Genomic DNA, 15,506 nt, shown 5'->3' on the forward strand with positions numbered 1-15,506 from the left:
GTGGTGCGGTCCGGGGTCGCCGCCGACGTCGTCGGCGAGCAGGCCGCGGTTGCGCTGGAAGGCGGCCAGCGCCTCGGCGCCCCGGCCGTTGAGGGCGAGGGCCCGGATGAGCTGGGCGTGCAGGCGCTCGCGCAACGGGTGCGCGGCGGCCAGCGACTCCAGCTCGGCGACCAGGTCGAGGTCGGCGCCCAGCGTCAGGTCGGCCTCGACGCGGTCCTCCAGGGCGGCCAGCCGGGCACGTTCGAGCCGTTCGGCCTCGGCGGCGGCGAACGGCGCCGCCCGCACGTCGGCCAGCGCCGGACCGCGCCAAAGGCTCAGGGCCTCCCGCAGGGTGGCGGCCGCCTCGGCGGGCCGGGACCGCGCGGACGAACGCCGCCCCGCCCGGGCCAGCCGCTCGAACCGCACGGCGTCGACGGCGTCCGGCTCGACGGCCAGCCGGTACCCGGCCGGACCTGAGGTGACCAGCCCCGGGTGCCCCAGGACGCGCCGGAGCCGGGACACCAGCGACTGCAGCGCGTGCGAGGGGGCCTCCGGCGGCGCCTCGTCCCACAGCGCCTCGGCCAGGGTCTCCGGCCGGACGGCACGACCGGCGTCAAGAGCCAGCCTGGCCAGCAGCACCCGCAGCCGCGCGCCGCCGACCGGCGCCGGGCCGTCGGCGGTGACCAGCGTGAGGGGACCGAGGACGCCCACGCGCACCGGCCCGTCGTCGCCGCCGCCCGGCCCGGTCGCATCCGCCATGACCAGGAGTCTGGCACGCGCCGGAGGATCGCTTGACGAAGCGGACCGCAGTCCGATAGCTTGCGGACACATTCGGACCACGGTCCACTTAACGGGAGATCGACATGCTCAAAAAAGTGATCACCGCCGGCGCGCTGGCCCTCATGGTGCTCGGCGCCCCCAGCTCGTACGCCGACTCGGCCCCCGGCAAGGTCGTCCACCACTCCCACAAGGAGACGGGCACGCCCTGCGAAGGGCTCAAGGGCTGCACGTACGTCCAGCTCAAGGGCGACCCGAAGACCGGCCCTTCGGAGGCCATGTTCACCCTCAAGGCCGGCACCCCCTTCGACCCGCACTGGCACACCAGCCCCGAGCACGTCGTCGGCGTCTCGGGCGTCATGCTCTGGAACGTGAAGGGCCACAAGACCTACCGGATCGGCGCCGGCGACTACCTGTACTACCCGTCGAAGGCGGAGCACTGGGGCAAGTGCGCCCCGGGCGCCGACTGCGTCTACTACGTGTACGACTCCAAGCCCTACGACTTCCACCCCGCCGACCGCTGACCCGGCGTCGTCCAGCGGGCGCGGAAGGTGCGGCGGTAGGCGTCTGGAGGCACGCCGACCGTGCGGTTGAAGTGCCGGCGCAGCGTGGCCGCGGTGCCCATGCCGGTGGCCTCGGCGATGGCGTCCACGCTGTCGTCGGTGGTCTCCAGGAGCTCCTGGGCGCGGCGGATCCGCTGGGTCAGCAGCCACTGCAGCGGGGTGGTGCCGGTCATCGACCTGAAGTGGCGGCCGAGGTGGCGCGAGCTCATGTTCGCCCGGCGGGCCAGGTCCTCCACCGTCAGGTGCCGGTCCAGGTGCCGGCCCGTCCAGGCGAGCAGGTCGCTGAGGGGGTGGCCGTGCGGCTCGGGTACGGGCGAGGCGACGAACTGGGCCTGGCCGCCGGGCCGGTGCGGCGCCACGACCAGGCGGCGGGCGATCGTGTTGGCGACCGCCGAGCCGTGGTCGCGGCGGACCAGGTGCAGGCACAGGTCCAGGGCGGCGGCCTTGCCCGCGGCGGTGAGCACGCTGCCCTCGTCCACGTAGAGCACGTCCGGATCGACCTCGATCAGGGGGTGGCGGGCGGCCAGCGTGTCGGTGTGGGCCCAGTGGGTGGTGGCCCGCCGCCCGTCCAGCAGGCCGGCCGCGGCCAGGACGAAGGCGCCCGTGCAGAGCGAGGCGACCCGCGCGCCCGCCCCGTGCGCCGCGCGTACGGCCGCGACGAGGTCGGCCGGCGGCTCGACGTCCACCTCGGCCCAGCCGGGGACGATCACGGTGTCGGCCCGTACGAGCAGGTCGAGCCCTGCGTCGGGTTCGAGCAGGAACCGCCCGTCGGCCCGTACGGGGCCCACCCCGCAGATCACCGGCTCGTACCACCGATCGACGGGGACGGGCGGGGGCGAGCTGAACAGCTCGTAGGCCAGGGCCAGCTCGAAATGCAGGATCCCGTCGGCGACGGCTATCGCGACCGTACTCACGTCCGGAATTGTACGCATCATGTCGTTCCGGACGCTCGTGCGGAACCGCCGGGGATCGCCAGGATGTCCACATGACTGATGCGGACATGAACCAGATCACGGTGGCGGTCTACGGCGCGTACGGGCACACGGGCCGCTTCGTGGTGGCGGAGTTGCTGCGGCGCGGGCTGGTCCCCGTCCTGGCGGGCCGGAACGGGGACGCGCTCAGGGCACTGGCGGAGTCGACCCCGGGGACGGAGGCCAGGCAGGCGTCGGCGGACGATCCCGCGTCGCTGGACCGCGCGCTGGACGGCGTGGCAGCGGTGATCAACTGCGCCGGGCCCTTCGCCGTCACGGCCGCCCCCGTGATCGAGGCGGCCCTGCGCGCCGGCATCCCGTACGTGGACGTCGCCGCCGAGATCGAGGCCAACGTCGACACCTTCGAGCTGTTCGCCGAACGCGCCGGGGCTTCGGGAGCGGTGATCGTCCCCGCGATGGCCTTCTACGGCGGCCTGGGCGACCTGCTGGTCACGGCGGCGATGGGCGACTGGACCGGCGCGGACCAGGTGCACGTGGCCTACGGCCTGGACAGCTGGCACCCCACGACCGGCACCCGCGTCGCGGGCCGGGTCTCCCGGGAGCGGCGCGGCGGGCGGCGCGTCCGCCACGCCGGCGGCCGGCTGGAGTACCGCGACGACCGGGCGCCGGCCGAGAAGTGGTCCTTCCCCGAGCCGACCGGGACGCGCGACGTCGTCGCGGAGTTCTCGATGGCCGACATCGTGACCGTCCCGAGCCACCTGGACGTTCCCGAGGTGCGCACGTACATGACCGTCGAGGCGGCCGCGGACGTGGCGAGCCCCGACACCCCGGCCCCGGTCGCGGCCGACGAGTCCGGACGGTCGGCGCAGCCGTTCGTGGTGGACGTGGTCGTGCGCTCGGGAGCCGAGGAACGGCGGGCGGTGGCCCGGGGCCAGGACATCTACGCCGTCACCGCGCCGCTCGCGGTGGAGGCCGTCCAGCGCGTCCTCACCGGCCGGACCAGGGCCGCCGGGGTCGCCTCGGCGGGGAAGATCTTCGACGCGGCCGACTTCCTGCGGGCGCTGTCCCCCCACATCGTGGTCGAGCTGGACGTCCCGGCCCACGAGCGGGCCCAGACCGGCTGAGCTTCAGCCCGGCACCACCGACAGCTCGCACGCGTAGGAGTCGGGCGGCGCGTTCAGCGCCCAGACGGCCATCGCGGCCAGCGACCCCGGCCGGATGCACACTTCCGGGTCGTACGGGCGCCCGAAGGCGGCCCTGACCTCGCCCAGCAGACCGGTCGCCGTCGCCGCCGGAAAGACCGTGGTGACCCGGACCCCGTGCACGGCCTCCTCCTCCCGCAGCGAGTCGGCCAGCGCCGCAGCGCGGGCAGCGTGAGCCGGACGAGCTCGGCGGGGGAGGCCACGTTCACCGCCATCGTGCGCCGCCAGGTGTCGGGGTCGCGCCCGACGGCGATCACCCGGTGCCCGGCCTCGCCGAGGGCGGCGACCAGGGCCTGCCCGATGCCTCCGGTGGCCCCGGTCAGCAGCACGTTCCCCATGCCGGCCGATCATCGCGAACCTCGGGTGCGGAAGGCAACCGGATTCCCGCCATCGCGGACGCCGGTCCACATCCATCGGGAACGGTTCGATTTCACCTCTGGTGCATCAAGCGTATTCAGCGTACGTTACTCAGCACTCAGTATTCAGAGTGTGACATGTTACAGATGCAAGAGGTCACCGTGAAGATCCACACAATCGCGGCCGGGCTGCTGGCCACCGGTCTTCTCGCCGCCGGATGCGCCACCGGCGGCACCGGCACGGCCAAGAAGCCGGCCCCCACGATTGCCGCCTCCACCTCCGCCGAGTTGTCCGGCGAGGTCAAGGTGTGGTCGTTCGACGTCGGAGCGACCGCGCTCAAGCGCCTGGCGCCCGAGTTCACCAAGCTGCACCCGAAGGTGAAGGTCGACGTGATCGACGTCGGCTACGACAACATCTACGAGAAGGTCACGGTCGGCATGCAGTCGGGCACGGGCCTGCCCGACGTCGTGCACCTGGAGGACGAGCGGGTCGCCGGCTACGCCAAGAACTTCCCCAACGGGCTGGCCGACCTCGGCCCGGTCGCCGGCAAGCTCAAGGCCGACTTCGACCCGGCCAAGTGGCAGACGGCCTCCGGCGAGGGCGGCAAGCTGTTCGCGCTGCCGTGGGACTCCGCGCCCGTCGGCCTGTTCTACCGGCGTGACTACTTCGAGCAGGCCGGGATCAAGGCCGACGACATCCAGACCTGGGACGACCTGATCAAGGCCGGCGAGACGCTGAAGGCCAAGACCGGCAAGAAGCTCATGGTCTCCGACCTGGGCAACAGCGAGCCGTTGTTCACCACCTTGTTGCAGCAGCAGAAGCAGGGCAGGTTCGTGGACGGCAAGGTCGCGGTCAACACGCCCGCCGCCGTCAAGGCGTTGACGGTGATCAAGACGTTGAACGAGAAGGGCCTGCTCCAGAACGAGCAGGGCTGGGACGGCCGGGTCACCGCCACCAAGGAGGGCAAGGCGGCCGTCGCGCCCACCGCTGTCTGGTGGACCGGCACGCTGGTGTCGGAGATGCCGGAGCTCAAGGGCAAGTTCGGCGTGATCCCGCTGCCCGCGTTCGAGCCGGGCGGGGTGCGCACCTCGGCCAACGGCGGTTCCATGCTGGCGGTCACGGGCCAGACGAAGAACCAGCAGGCGGCGTGGGCGTTCGTCGAGTTCGTCACGGCGAACAAGGACAGCCAGCTGTCGATGATGAAGCAGGAGTCGCTCTTCCCGGCCTACCTGCCCGCGCTGGCCGACCCGTACTTCTCCGAGCCGGTCGAGTACTTCGACGGGCAGCCGGTCAACAAGATCTTCGCCGACCAGGTGCGGAACATCCCGGCCGTGGAGTCCAGCGACGACGACGCCGAGGCCAGCGAGCTGCTGAAGAAGCTGCTGCAGCGTGCGGTGGTGGGCGGCAAGGACCCCAAGGCCGTGCTCGACGAGGCGGCCGAGCAGATCGCGTCCGCCACGAAGCGGGAGATCGCATGATCCTTCGGCGCCGTCTGGTCCCCTGGATCTTCGCGGGACCCGCCGCCGCGCTGCTGGCGCTCTTCTTCGCCTACCCGCTCGGGGCCAGCCTGCTGCAGAGCCTCCAGCGCACCGAGGACGGCCTGACGGAATGGGCGGGCCTGGAGAACTACCAGCGCCTCCTGCACGACGACAGGTTCCTGCAGTCCCTGGTCAACGTCGGGCTGATCCTGGTCGTCCAGGTGCCGATCATGATCGGGCTGGCCCTGGCGCTGGCGTACGTGCTCAACCAGTCGTGGCTGCGCTTCCGTGCCACGCTGCGGATCGCGTACTTCCTGCCCGCCGTGACGACACTGGTCGCCTACGCGGTGGTCTTCCGGGTGCTGCTGCGCACCGACGGAGGCATGGTCAACCAGTTGCTCGGCGCCGAGATCGCCTGGCTGGACGACCCGGCCTGGGCCCGGGTGGCACTGATCGCGTCCATCACCTGGCGGTGGACGGGCTACAACATGATCATCCTGCTGGCGGGGCTCCAGGCCATCGGCAAGGAGCAGTACGAGGCCGCCTCGATCGACGGGGCCGGGCCGTTCCGGTCCTTCGTCAGCGTGATCGTGCCGCAGCTCAAGCCGGTGATCCTGTTCTGCTCGATCACCTCCACGATCGGCACGCTCCAACTGTTCGACGAGAACAAGCTGCTCACCGACGGCGGCCCCGACGACGCGACCACGTCGCCGATCCTGCTGCTCTACCAGGTCGGCTTCAAGCAGTTCGACTTCGGATACGCGGCGGCGATGGCGTGGGTGGTTGTGCTGCTCATCGGGGTGCTCTCCTACGCCCAGTTCAGGTGGTTCGGGAAGGAGAAGTCATGAAACGCCTGCTGCTCTGGCTGTTCATGGCGGCCGGCGCGGTGATCAGCATCGCGCCGTTCTACTGGATGTTCGTCGCCTCCACGCACGACACGAGGGAGCTGTTCCGCAGCCCGCCCCCGTTCCTGCCCGGCGACGCCCTGCTGGACAACCTGAGGTCGCTGGAGGAGACCATCGGCTTCTCCCGCGTGGTGCTCAACAGCCTCGGCACGGCCGTCGTCTACACCGCGCTGTCCGTCCTGGTCAGCGCGATGGGCGGGTACGGCCTGGCCAAGTACCGCTTCCGCGGGCGCGGCCTGCTGCTCGCGGTGATCCTGGCGACGATGATGATCCCGTTCCAGGTGCTGCTGGTGCCGCTGTTCCAGATGATGGCCAGCATCGGCTGGGTCGACTCCTACGAGTCGATCGTCGTCCCGTTCCTGGCGAACTCGTTCGGCATCTTCCTCATGCGCCAGGCCTTCCTCGACTTCCCCGACCAGCTCATCGAGAGCGGCCGCCTGGACGGGGCGGGAGACCTGCGCATCTTCTACGGGATCGTGCTGCCCGTGGTCCGGCCGCAGCTCGGCGCGCTGGTCATCTTCACCTTCATGAGCCAGTGGAACTCCTTCATCTGGCCGCTGCTCATGCTCACCAGCGAGGAGAAGTACGTCCTGCCGGTCGCGCTCAGCCACCTCACCGGGCTGACCCGCGTCGACTACTCGGGCCTGATGCTGGGCGCGCTGCTGGCCACGCTGCCGCTCATGCTCATCTTCTTCGTCTTCCAGAAGCAGTTCGTCTCCGGGCTGCTCGGCGGAGCGGTGAAGGGATGAGGTCTATGACGTAACTCACCCCTCCCCGGCGTCACGTCTCGCCCGCGTATCCCGTCTTGAAGGCGAGACGAAAACGAGGAGGGTCCGATGCGCTCACCGGTACGGAAACGTCTGTCGTCGGGGCTCGGTCATTGGTCGTTCATGTTCGCCGAGGTGGCGATCTGGTCCTTCGCCGTCCTGGTGGTGACCGGGCTGTTCCTCATGGTGTTCTTCGACCCGGACATGTCCCCGGTGCTCTACCAGGGCGTCTACACGCCGCTGAGCGGCGTCCCGGTCAGCAGGGCGTTCGACTCGGCCATGCGGCTGAGCCTGGAGGTGCGCGGCGGGCTCTTCGTCCGGCAGGTGCACCACTGGTCGGCGCTGGTGTTCGTGGCGGCGGTCGCGCTGCAGCTGCTGCGGATGTTCGTGACCGGCGCCTTCCGCCGGCCGCGCGTGCGGCAGTGGCTGATCTGGGTGACGCTGCTGGCGCTGGGGATGGCCGCGGGGGAGACCGGCAACATCCTGCCCGACGACATGCTCTCCGGCGGCAGCGTGTGGCTGATCCGGTCGGTCCTGCTGGCCGTCCCCTTCGTGGGGTCGTACGCCACGCAACTGCTCTTCGGCGCCGACTTCCCCGGCAACGCCATCATCCCCACTCTGTACTGGGCGCACGTGCTGGTGATCCCGCTGGTCATGGTCGCATTGCTGGCCGCCCGCGAATGGCTGGTGCGGCGGCACGGGCACTCGCGGTTCGCCGCGCCCGCGCCGGCCCGCGCGGGCGTCCGCCCGCTGATGGCGGGCGCGACCATCGGGGTGCTCGTCATCCTCGGCCTGACCTTCCAGATCGCCCCCATATGGCTGTACGGCCCCGCCGGCCCCGGCCAGATCTCGGCCGGATCGGTGCCCGACTGGTACATGGGCTTCCTCGACGGCGCCCTGCGGATCATGCCGGGCTGGGAGCTGACGATCGGGGGGTACACGCTCAGCCTCGCCGTCCTGGTGCCCACGCTGGTGGTGCCCGGGGTGTTCTTCACCGTCCTGGCCGGCTACCCGCTGGGCGAGCAGGTCGTCCTGCGGCGTCTCCACCGGCGGGACGCGCTCGGCCGGCCCAAGAGCACGAGCCGCCTGGCCGCCGAACGGACCGGCCCGGCCGTGCTGGACCGGCCGCGCGAGGCGCCCGTGAAGACCGCCGTCGCCGCCGCCGGGGTCGCCTTCTACGGGCTGCTGTGGGCCGCCGCGGCCAACGACCAGCTCGCCCACCAGTTTCAGCTTTCGGTGGAGGCCGTGACCGTCTTCTTCAGGTACGCCGTCATCGTCGGCCCGGTCGTCGCCTTCTGGCTGACCCACCGGCTCTGCCTGGGCCTGGGCCTCCAGGACCGGCACGTCCTGGAGCACGGGCCGGAGAGCGGCGTGATCGTCCGGAGCGCGGGGGGCGGGTTCCACGAACGCCCGATGCGCGTGGAGCCCGAGCGGCAGCCGGCCGTCACCGCGCCGCGCGACTGACCGGACAGGTGAGCCCGCTTGACCTTGACACTGTGACAAGGTCTTCACTGGTCGCCGAGGAGGTGGTCGCGATGACCAGGCAGGAACAAAATGCGGACGTGTCCCGCGCCTTCGAGGGGCTGGCCGACGAGGACCCGTCGGTACGGCTGCGGGCCGCCCTGGGGGTCGGCACGACGCCCGACCCGCGCTACGTCGGCAAGCTCGTCGAGCGCTGCGCCGTCGAGCCGGAGTTCCACGTGCGCGACATGCTCACCTGGGCGCTCACCCGCCATCCGGCGGCGCTGACGGTCCCGAGGCTGCTCGGCGAACTGCGGTCGGGGCGCGCGCAGGCACGGAGTCAGGCGTTGCACACGCTGTCCAAGATCGGCGATCGGGGTGCGTGGCCGTCGATCACCCGGGAGCTGCTGACCGACGCCGACGACGAGGTGGCGCGCAGCGCCTGGCGGACCGCGGTCGTGCTCGTCCCCGAGGAGGAGAAGCCGGCGCTGGCCGCAGTATTGTCGACACAGCTCGGGCGCGGCCGGCGTGAGACGCAGCTGAGCCTGAGCCGGGCGCTGGTCGCGCTCGGTGAGGTGATCGAGCCGGCGTTGCGCGCCGCGATGACCGCCCCCGACCCCGGCGTGCGCACGCACGCCGGAGCCACGGAACGGCTGCTGCGTGACCCGGAGGCCGGATTCGAGTTCGCGATCGAGGAGGCGAAGCGCGTCGTGGCACTCGGCGCCGGCGGCCAGGAGGGATGATGGGCTGTGCTGATCGGCGACGTGGCCAGGCGGTCCGGGGTGAGCGCCCGCATGCTCCGGCACTACGACGCCCTCGGCCTGGTACGCCCGACGGGCCGTAGCGGCGCCGGCTACCGCGAGTACTCCGGCGAGGACATCCGGCGGATCTTCCACATCGAGAGCCTGCGCTCGCTGGGGCTGTCGCTGCGCGACGTCGGGCGGGCGCTCGACGATCCCGGCTTCACTCCCTCGGCCCTCGTGGACGACCTCATCCGCCGGACGCGGGAACGCATCGCGGCCGAGACGGAGCTGCTCACCCGGCTGCGCCGGATCGACGCCGCCGAACCCGCCGGCTGGGAGGACGTGCTCCAGATCGTCGCCCTCCTGCACGCGCTGGGGTCGAAGAACGCCGGCAGCCGCCAGAGCGCGGCCCTGGCCTCGGCCGACGAGGTTCCGGTGCCGGTGGAGGCGCTGGTGGAGGCGGCGCTGAGCGAGAGCGACCCGAACGTCGCCGGAGCGCTGCGATGGGCCCTGGCGCGATCGGGCGACGACGCCTCGGCGCTGCTGGCGGAGGGCCTGCGCGCACCGGCGGCCGAGGTGCGCGCCCGCGCCGTCCGGTCGATCGCCGAGCTCCCGGACGACCGGGCGACCGAGCTGCTGCGGGACGCCCTGACCGACCCCGACGTCGTGGTCCGCCGGCCCGCGGCCCTGGCGCTCGGGGCACGCGGGGTGCCCGACGCGATCCCGGCCCTCATCGACATGGTCGTCGAGGGCACGAACGACGTCGAGGCGGCCGACGCCCTGAGCACGCTGGCGGGCCGTCCGGGCGCGGCGGATCCGATCGCCGCCGGGCTGATGGACCGCCTCGCCCGCAGCTCCGCCGACCCGTCCGAGCGCCTGCGGCTGACGCAGGCGCTCGCCGACATCCCGGGAGCGACCGCCTCACGTGCCCTCGCGGACCTGTCACACGACGACGACCGCGCCGTGGCGCTCACCGCCACCTACATCCTGGGCATCCGCGACACACGCTGAACGCGCGGACGCCGTGGTCGTTCATCCCGTGTTCCGCTGTGCCGCCGCGGCGGCCTGGCCGAGGCCCTGCCGGATGCGGCTCTCGACGCGCGCGACCGCGCCCGTGCCGACCGCCATGCTGTTGCCGGTGACCTGGGCCTGACCGGTGACGAAGATGCCGTTGTTCAGGATGGTCGTCTGGCGGTCGCGCAGGTCGCTCACGTCGACGTTGTGCTCCTCCAGGAAGTCGGCGACGGCGTCCATGATCCGCTGCTCGGCGGCCTTGACGTACATCTCCTTGTCGAGCTGCTGGAAGTAGCGGTGGTAGAGGTGGTCGGTGGCGTGCTCGCGCGGGTTGTAGGCCGCCCCGTAGTTGAAGGTGTGGCCGCGGATGGCCTTGATGCTCGCCTTCTGCTGGCGCCTGCGCCTCCTGGGCTCCGACACCGCGGCGAGGGTGTTGGGCAGGGCCAGCACCAGCCCCGCGAAGGTGCGCCCCAGCGCCGAGAGCGCCATCCGGGCCATCCGCTCCGACGGCGCGCAGTTGACCAGCCGGTCGACCTCGCGGTACGACTCCCGCAGCGGCGGCAGCAGCGAGTAGCCGGCCTCGGTGAACATCATCCCCTTCTCGGCGAGCAGCACGAACCGGAGGAAGATCGAGATGACCACCTCGCCCTCCCAGCCGGTCACGCTGACCGTGAGGTAGGGGCGGGCCCTCGTGCGGGGGTTGTCGCGCAGCTCGTGGATGAACCGCTCGCTCACCGTGGGCACGGGCGGCAGCAGGGCGTCGGGCAGCACGGCCGCCTGGAGCTCGGGGTCGGTCTCGTAGCGCAGGTCGAGGCCGTTGACGAAGAGCTTGTCGCCGACGGTGAGACCGGGCAGGCCGAGGGCGGCGATCTCGGCCGCCACCCGGTCGTAGAGCTCGCCGACGGCGAAGGGCACGACGGTCTCGCCGGGCCTGGCCTTGGCGACGTTCATGGTGAACGACCAGTTGTTGATCCTGCTGCCGTAGCCGACGAAGGGGGAGTAGTCGGCGAACACCGTGACGTTCCCGGCGCCACGGTCGGCGATGTCGACCAGGTGGTCGCGCAGCGCGGGCGAGCTGGGCAGCGGCGCCTCGGCCGGGTCGAAGGAGTCGCGGGTCAGCTTGGTCAGGATGACCGACTCGTAGGCGTCGTAGAGCTCCACGAAGACGACGAGCCAGGCCAGGAAGAGCGGGAGCAGGACGAGCGAGCTGGACAGCAGGGCCAGCGTGGCCAGGGCGAGCACGGCCAGCACGGTATCGCGCACGCGTTGGCGCCTTTGGGCCATCAGGCCGTATTTGAGCATCGTGGCCAGGTCGACGCCGGGGGACTGGGCGACGGCCCGGAACCGGTCATGAAGAATGGAACGAATGGTGGAATTACGCACTTTCGCATCGAGCAGCATGGCGATGCAGAGATATCGCGTCACCTCTGTCGCGGCCGGGCGGTCGCGCTGGAAATGGCGGCCACAATTCGCGCAGACCTGGGAATCGGCGAGGTTGGGGCTGTCGCAGTGACCGCAGTTCATCGGCTCGTCCTCTTGTCGGGGAATCCGTGGAGCCTGACGTTACCCCGACTTTAACGAGCGTGTATCGCGCGCCGCCATGCGAGAAGAATGCGCCTTGACGACATCATTTATTAAATGCCGATAAATGAACCGCGGCGGCAGAGGCCCGTCACACGCTTCTCACGGGTGCCAACCTTTCGCCACGCCCACAGCGTCTGGAGGGCATCGAGACTAAGGAGAGACGTTGGATCGCGACACCGCCTTCCGGGCGTTCGTTGATGCTCACCAACGCCCGTTGACGCGCCTGGCCTACCTGCTCACCGGAGAGGTCCACCTCGCGGAGGACCTCCTCCAGAGCGTGTTCGTCCGGATGATCGGGCGGTGGTCGAGGTTACGCCACGTCGGCAACCTTGACGCCTACGCGCGCAAGATGATGGTGAACCAGTACATCTCGTGGCGACGTCGCCGCAGCTCGGACGAGGTGCCGAGCGCCGAGCCGCCCGACCGCGCGTACGTGAGCGATGACTCCACCGTGCTGCGGATCGTGCTGCGCCAGGCGCTCATGCGGCTGACGCCCAAGCAGCGCGCCGTGCTCGTCCTGCGCTTCTACGAGGACCGGACCGAGCGTGAGGTCGCCGACCTGCTGGGTTGCTCGGTCGGCACCGTCAAGAGCCAGGCGCACCACGCGCTGGCCCGCCTGCGGACGCTGGCCCCCGAGCTGGGGCCCAGACTGCCCGTCCTGGACGACCCGGCCCACAGTGAGGGGGCACGCCGATGACCTGGCTCGGAGATCAGCTCGGCCGCATCGCGGAGGACATGCCGGAGCGCGACCTGGCGGCCAGGGCGTTCGAGGCTCATCACCGCAGGCGGCGCAACGTCATGGCCCTGGCCGCCGCCGTGGTGGTGGTCGTCGTCGTGCTCGCCGCCACCGTCGGCGTGCGGGCGCTGCCCGGCGAGCCGCGCGCCGCCGTGCGCCCGGCCCAGCCGCCCGAGCGGTCCGTCGTCAAGGTCGGCGTGGTGGCGAGTGTGGAGTCGGCGCCGGTGTTCGTCGCGCTGGGGCAGGGCTACTTCAGGGAGGAGGGGCTGACGGTCGTCCCGCAGATCGTCTCCGGGGCCGCCGCGGCGGCCCCGGAGCTCGACCTGGGCAGGCTGGACCTGGCGCAGACCGACTACGCCTCGCTCTTCAAGATGAACGAGGGCGGCAAGTCCTTCCGGATCGTCTCCGGCCTGCACCGTGCCGCGCCCGGGAGCTTCGCGATCGCCGTGCACCCCAGGTCGAGGACCCGGACCGTGGCCGACCTCAGGAGGAAGAAGATCGCGATCCCGAACCTCGCGGGGCTCGGGCCATTGGCGCTGGAGGCCGCGCTGAAGCGGGCCGGGCTCACGTCCCGGGACTTCCTGCTGGTCGAGAAGCCCTACCCCGAGATGCTCCTCGCCATGGACAAGGGGCAGGTCGACGCCGCGCTGCTGGTGGAGCCGTACGTCACTGTCGGCCGTGAGACCGGGCGCGCGCGGATCGTGGAGGACCCGATGACCCGCGGGTTCGCGAACCTGTACACGGCCGGCATGTCGGCCACCGACCGGTGGATCAGGGAGAACCCCCGCACGCTGGCGGCCTTCCGGCGCGCGCTGACCAAGGCGCAACACCTGATCGCGACCGACCCCCGGCAGGTACGCGACGCGCTGCCCAGCTACACGAAGATCACCGGGGCGGCGGCGGCACAAGCCGAGATCGGCTCCTTCCCCGCCGAGCTGGACCTCGCGGAGCTCCAGCGGATCGCCGACCTGGCCCGCTCCCACCGGCTCATCGCCCGCCCGGCGGACCTCGGGACGGCCGTCGCGAAGGGCGGCTGAGCTCAGATCTCCTTGAGGAAGACGATCGCGTCCGCCTGGTGGACGGTGGCGGGGTCGAGGGACAGGTGGGTGTGGTCCGCCGGGACGCGGGGCGCCGGCGTGCCGTCGAGCGCCCCGGCCAGGCGGCGGGGGTCCACGACGACGCGGTCCTCGGGCAGGGCCGACAGGATGCCTTCGAGGGTGCCGGGCGCTGGCACGTCGGCGCCCCGGGAGCCGAACCCGGCGGCGGCGAAGGCGTACCGGTCGCCGAGATCGGCGGCGAGGACGGCGCCCGCGCTCCACCATCGCAGCGGCTCGCCCGCGAACCACAGCCGGCTCTCGTCGCGCTGCAGGTGGCGGTTGTGGGCGAAGACGAGGGTCGGGCCCCGGCGGTCCTCGCGCCGGACGATCGCGTCGAGGTTGCCGGCCATCATCGTGTCGCGCAGGCCCATGAGCGTGCCGAGGCGGGCGGGCGAGGGGTCGGCCATGGCGGCGTGGTAGCGCAGCAGCCCGGAGGCGGTGCGGGCGTACAGGCCGGCCCGCCAACGGTCGTCCTCGGACGTGACGGCCGCCAGACGGGGGGCGTGCGCGGTCAGCAGCACGCCCAGGTCGTCGGCGATCAGGCGCAGTTCCTTGACCTCCGGCGTGCCGCCGATCGACCGGGAGGGGTCGGTGAGGGCGGCCGGGTCGGTCCAGCGTTCGTCGGGGCCGAGCAGCGCGTCGAGGGCGTCGCGGGTCAGGGGCAGGTCGAGGTGGGGGGCGAGGTGGTCGTACAGGGCGGTCAGGGCCGGGCGAGGGGCGGCCGGGCCGGTGATCTCCACGGGGGCGTCGAAGCCGTCGAAGCGCAGGTGTTCCCGCGGCGGACGCCGCTCGTTGCGGGCGCGCATCCAGCGCAGGAGCTCGCGGTTGGCGGCCGAGGCGCCGAACCCGTGGCTGAAACCGCGGCTCATCGCCGCGTCGAGGGTGCCCGCGCCGCCGGTGACGTACGCGTCGGCGGCCAGGCCGGCCAGGCAGTCGCTCTCGATGGCGATCGACCGGTAACCCTCGTGCTCGACGAGATGACGGAAGAGCTCGTTGCGCAGCTCAAGGAAGGCTTCCACGCCATGGGTGGGCTCGCCGAGACCGAGGACGCGGACGCCGGGGGGCAACAGCGCGGTCAGGGCGCCGCCGGAGAACGGCTGGGCGGCGTCCCGGATCGGGGTCGTCATGGCTTCAACCGTATCGTTGAACTCTTCGTGTAAGCTTTCGGCCGAACTGCAGGCGTTCGGGAAGGCTTACCTTCAAGATGCGGCCCATCGATCTGGCGCGGGGGCACGGGCTGTCCACGCAGGCCGTGCGCAACTACGAGGACGCGGAGATCCTGCCGCCGTCCAAGCGCTCCCCGCACGGCTACCGCGTCTACACCCCGCGCCACGCGGCGGCGCTGCGGACGTTCCTGGAGTTGATCCCCGCCCACGGGCACGCGACCGCGACGGCGATCATGCGGGCCGTCAACGGCGGCGGCGTCGAGGAGGCGCTGCGCCTGATCGACGACGGCCACGCCCAGCTCGCCGAGGACCGGCGCACGCTGGAGGCCGTCGAACGCGCGCTGCGCGACCTGGCGCCGCCGCGCGAGCTGGAACCGGGCGTCACGTTCATCGGCCCGCTGGCCCGCCGCCTGCGCATCAAGCCGGCGACGTTGCGCAAGTGGGAGCGCGCGGGGCTGACCGTGCCCCGGCGCGACCCGCGCACCGGCTACCGCGTCTACACCTCCGCCGACGTCCGCGACGTGCTGCTGGCCCACCAGCTCCGGCGCGGCGGCTACGGGCTGGAGCAGATCCGCCAGGTGCTGGACCAGGTGCGCGCGGCGGGCGGCCCCGAGCCCCTTCAGGCGACGCTCCGCGACTGGCGCGACCGGCTCACGTCCAGGGGCCTGGCCATGCTCACCGGCGCCGCCGCGCTGGACGCCTACCTGCATGAGCGGAACTTTGACACCGGAAGGGGCATCTAACA

At 71.8% G+C, this 15,506-nt stretch carries 16 protein-coding genes and 1 pseudogene; 11 read left to right on the top strand and 6 right to left on the bottom strand.

From position 1 onward, the window contains the following. A partial coding sequence (locus ABZ815_RS19030) for an AfsR/SARP family transcriptional regulator (RefSeq protein WP_357699480.1) occupies positions 1-738 on the bottom strand: 738 nt, incomplete at its 3' end. A gap of 104 nt (positions 739-842) precedes the next feature. Between ABZ815_RS19030 and ABZ815_RS19035 the strand changes: the two genes are divergently transcribed. Beyond that, a complete protein-coding gene (locus ABZ815_RS19035; RefSeq protein WP_357699482.1) occupies positions 843-1,280 on the top strand; it encodes a cupin domain-containing protein in 438 nt (145 codons plus the stop codon). Here the strand turns inward: ABZ815_RS19035 and ABZ815_RS19040 are convergent. Continuing rightward, on the bottom strand, positions 1,253-2,233 hold the full coding sequence (locus tag ABZ815_RS19040) for a helix-turn-helix domain-containing protein (protein ID WP_357699483.1): 981 nt from the start codon (positions 2,231-2,233) through the stop codon (positions 1,253-1,255). The two genes, ABZ815_RS19035 and ABZ815_RS19040, sit on opposite strands and share 28 nt — an antisense overlap. A 71-nt stretch (positions 2,234-2,304) precedes the next feature. On the opposite strand from ABZ815_RS19040, the gene ABZ815_RS19045 reads away from it, so the two are divergent. Then, the gene (locus ABZ815_RS19045) at positions 2,305-3,375 is read left to right on the top strand and encodes a saccharopine dehydrogenase NADP-binding domain-containing protein (protein WP_357699485.1); all 1,071 of its coding nucleotides are present in this window, start codon (positions 2,305-2,307) and stop codon (positions 3,373-3,375) included. A 3-nt stretch (positions 3,376-3,378) separates the two neighbouring features. Here ABZ815_RS19045 and ABZ815_RS19050 read toward each other — a convergent pair whose 3' ends face one another. Together ABZ815_RS19050 and ABZ815_RS19055 are read right to left on the bottom strand one after the other, a co-directional pair. Then, positions 3,379-3,576 (bottom strand): hypothetical protein, encoded by a 198-nt coding sequence (locus tag ABZ815_RS19050; RefSeq protein ID WP_357700095.1) that lies wholly within the window; start codon positions 3,574-3,576, stop codon positions 3,379-3,381. 146 nt (positions 3,577-3,722) lie between these two features. Next, a pseudogene (locus ABZ815_RS19055) lies at positions 3,723-3,791 on the bottom strand (hypothetical protein); the annotation flags it as partial. A gap of 180 nt (positions 3,792-3,971) precedes the next feature. Here ABZ815_RS19055 and ABZ815_RS19060 point away from each other — a divergent pair. The 6 genes from ABZ815_RS19060 to ABZ815_RS19085 all read left to right on the top strand — a co-directional run bounded on the left by ABZ815_RS19060 (position 3,972) and on the right by ABZ815_RS19085 (position 10,175). Beyond that, positions 3,972-5,288 (top strand): sugar ABC transporter substrate-binding protein, encoded by a 1,317-nt coding sequence (locus tag ABZ815_RS19060; RefSeq protein ID WP_357699487.1) that lies wholly within the window; start codon positions 3,972-3,974, stop codon positions 5,286-5,288. Further along, positions 5,285-6,136, top strand: a complete 852-nt coding sequence (locus ABZ815_RS19065) for a sugar ABC transporter permease (RefSeq protein WP_357699489.1) — start codon at positions 5,285-5,287, stop codon at positions 6,134-6,136. The genes ABZ815_RS19060 and ABZ815_RS19065 overlap by 4 nt, the downstream gene beginning before the upstream one ends. Then, positions 6,133-6,942, top strand: a complete 810-nt coding sequence (locus tag ABZ815_RS19070) for a carbohydrate ABC transporter permease (RefSeq protein ID WP_357699491.1) — start codon at positions 6,133-6,135, stop codon at positions 6,940-6,942. The genes ABZ815_RS19065 and ABZ815_RS19070 overlap by 4 nt, the downstream gene beginning before the upstream one ends. Before the next feature lie 87 nt (positions 6,943-7,029). Continuing rightward, entirely contained in the window at positions 7,030-8,424 is a 1,395-nt protein-coding gene (locus ABZ815_RS19075) for a cytochrome b N-terminal domain-containing protein (RefSeq protein ID WP_357699493.1), read from the top strand. Positions 8,425-8,495: 71 nt separating this feature from the next. After that, entirely contained in the window at positions 8,496-9,164 is a 669-nt protein-coding gene (locus ABZ815_RS19080) for a HEAT repeat domain-containing protein (RefSeq protein WP_357700083.1), read from the top strand. Between the two features lie 6 nt (positions 9,165-9,170). Then, positions 9,171-10,175 carry a HEAT repeat domain-containing protein gene (locus tag ABZ815_RS19085; protein ID WP_357699495.1) on the top strand — a complete coding sequence of 335 codons (1,005 nt, stop codon included), beginning with the start codon at positions 9,171-9,173 and terminating at the stop codon, positions 10,173-10,175. A gap of 21 nt (positions 10,176-10,196) precedes the next feature. On the opposite strand, the gene ABZ815_RS19090 is transcribed toward ABZ815_RS19085, so the two are convergent. After that, complete coding sequence (locus ABZ815_RS19090) at positions 10,197-11,441, bottom strand: hypothetical protein (protein WP_357699497.1); 1,245 nt, start codon at positions 11,439-11,441, stop codon at positions 10,197-10,199. Between the two features lie 484 nt (positions 11,442-11,925). On the opposite strand from ABZ815_RS19090, the gene ABZ815_RS19095 reads away from it, so the two are divergent. Together ABZ815_RS19095 and ABZ815_RS19100 are read left to right on the top strand one after the other, a co-directional pair. After that, entirely contained in the window at positions 11,926-12,459 is a 534-nt protein-coding gene (locus ABZ815_RS19095) for a SigE family RNA polymerase sigma factor (RefSeq protein WP_357699499.1), read from the top strand. Further along, positions 12,456-13,535, top strand: a complete 1,080-nt coding sequence (locus tag ABZ815_RS19100; protein WP_357699501.1) for an ABC transporter substrate-binding protein — start codon at positions 12,456-12,458, stop codon at positions 13,533-13,535. The genes ABZ815_RS19095 and ABZ815_RS19100 overlap by 4 nt, the downstream gene beginning before the upstream one ends. Before the next feature lie 2 nt (positions 13,536-13,537). Here ABZ815_RS19100 and ABZ815_RS19105 read toward each other — a convergent pair whose 3' ends face one another. Beyond that, a complete protein-coding gene (locus tag ABZ815_RS19105) occupies positions 13,538-14,722 on the bottom strand; it encodes an erythromycin esterase family protein (RefSeq protein ID WP_357699503.1) in 1,185 nt (394 codons plus the stop codon). A gap of 77 nt (positions 14,723-14,799) precedes the next feature. On the opposite strand from ABZ815_RS19105, the gene ABZ815_RS19110 reads away from it, so the two are divergent. After that, positions 14,800-15,504 (top strand): TioE family transcriptional regulator, encoded by a 705-nt coding sequence (locus ABZ815_RS19110; protein WP_357699505.1) that lies wholly within the window; start codon positions 14,800-14,802, stop codon positions 15,502-15,504. The last annotated feature ends 2 nt before the right edge of the window (positions 15,505-15,506 follow it).

The organism is Nonomuraea sp. NPDC047529, from assembly GCF_040642995.1.
Lineage (GTDB): Bacteria > Actinomycetota > Actinomycetes > Streptosporangiales > Streptosporangiaceae > Nonomuraea.

Coding starts and splice junctions, on each gene's coding strand:
- ABZ815_RS19105 (WP_357699503.1), bottom strand. CDS start 14,722: ATGACGACCCCGATCCGGGACGCCGCCCAGCCGTTCTCCGGCGGCGCC.
- ABZ815_RS19045 (WP_357699485.1), top strand. CDS start 2,305: ATGACTGATGCGGACATGAACCAGATCACGGTGGCGGTCTACGGCGCG.
- ABZ815_RS19070 (WP_357699491.1), top strand. CDS start 6,133: ATGAAACGCCTGCTGCTCTGGCTGTTCATGGCGGCCGGCGCGGTGATC.
- ABZ815_RS19035 (WP_357699482.1), top strand. CDS start 843: ATGCTCAAAAAAGTGATCACCGCCGGCGCGCTGGCCCTCATGGTGCTC.
- ABZ815_RS19080 (WP_357700083.1), top strand. CDS start 8,496: ATGACCAGGCAGGAACAAAATGCGGACGTGTCCCGCGCCTTCGAGGGG.
- ABZ815_RS19110 (WP_357699505.1), top strand. CDS start 14,800: ATGCGGCCCATCGATCTGGCGCGGGGGCACGGGCTGTCCACGCAGGCC.
- ABZ815_RS19065 (WP_357699489.1), top strand. CDS start 5,285: ATGATCCTTCGGCGCCGTCTGGTCCCCTGGATCTTCGCGGGACCCGCC.
- ABZ815_RS19100 (WP_357699501.1), top strand. CDS start 12,456: ATGACCTGGCTCGGAGATCAGCTCGGCCGCATCGCGGAGGACATGCCG.
- ABZ815_RS19075 (WP_357699493.1), top strand. CDS start 7,030: ATGCGCTCACCGGTACGGAAACGTCTGTCGTCGGGGCTCGGTCATTGG.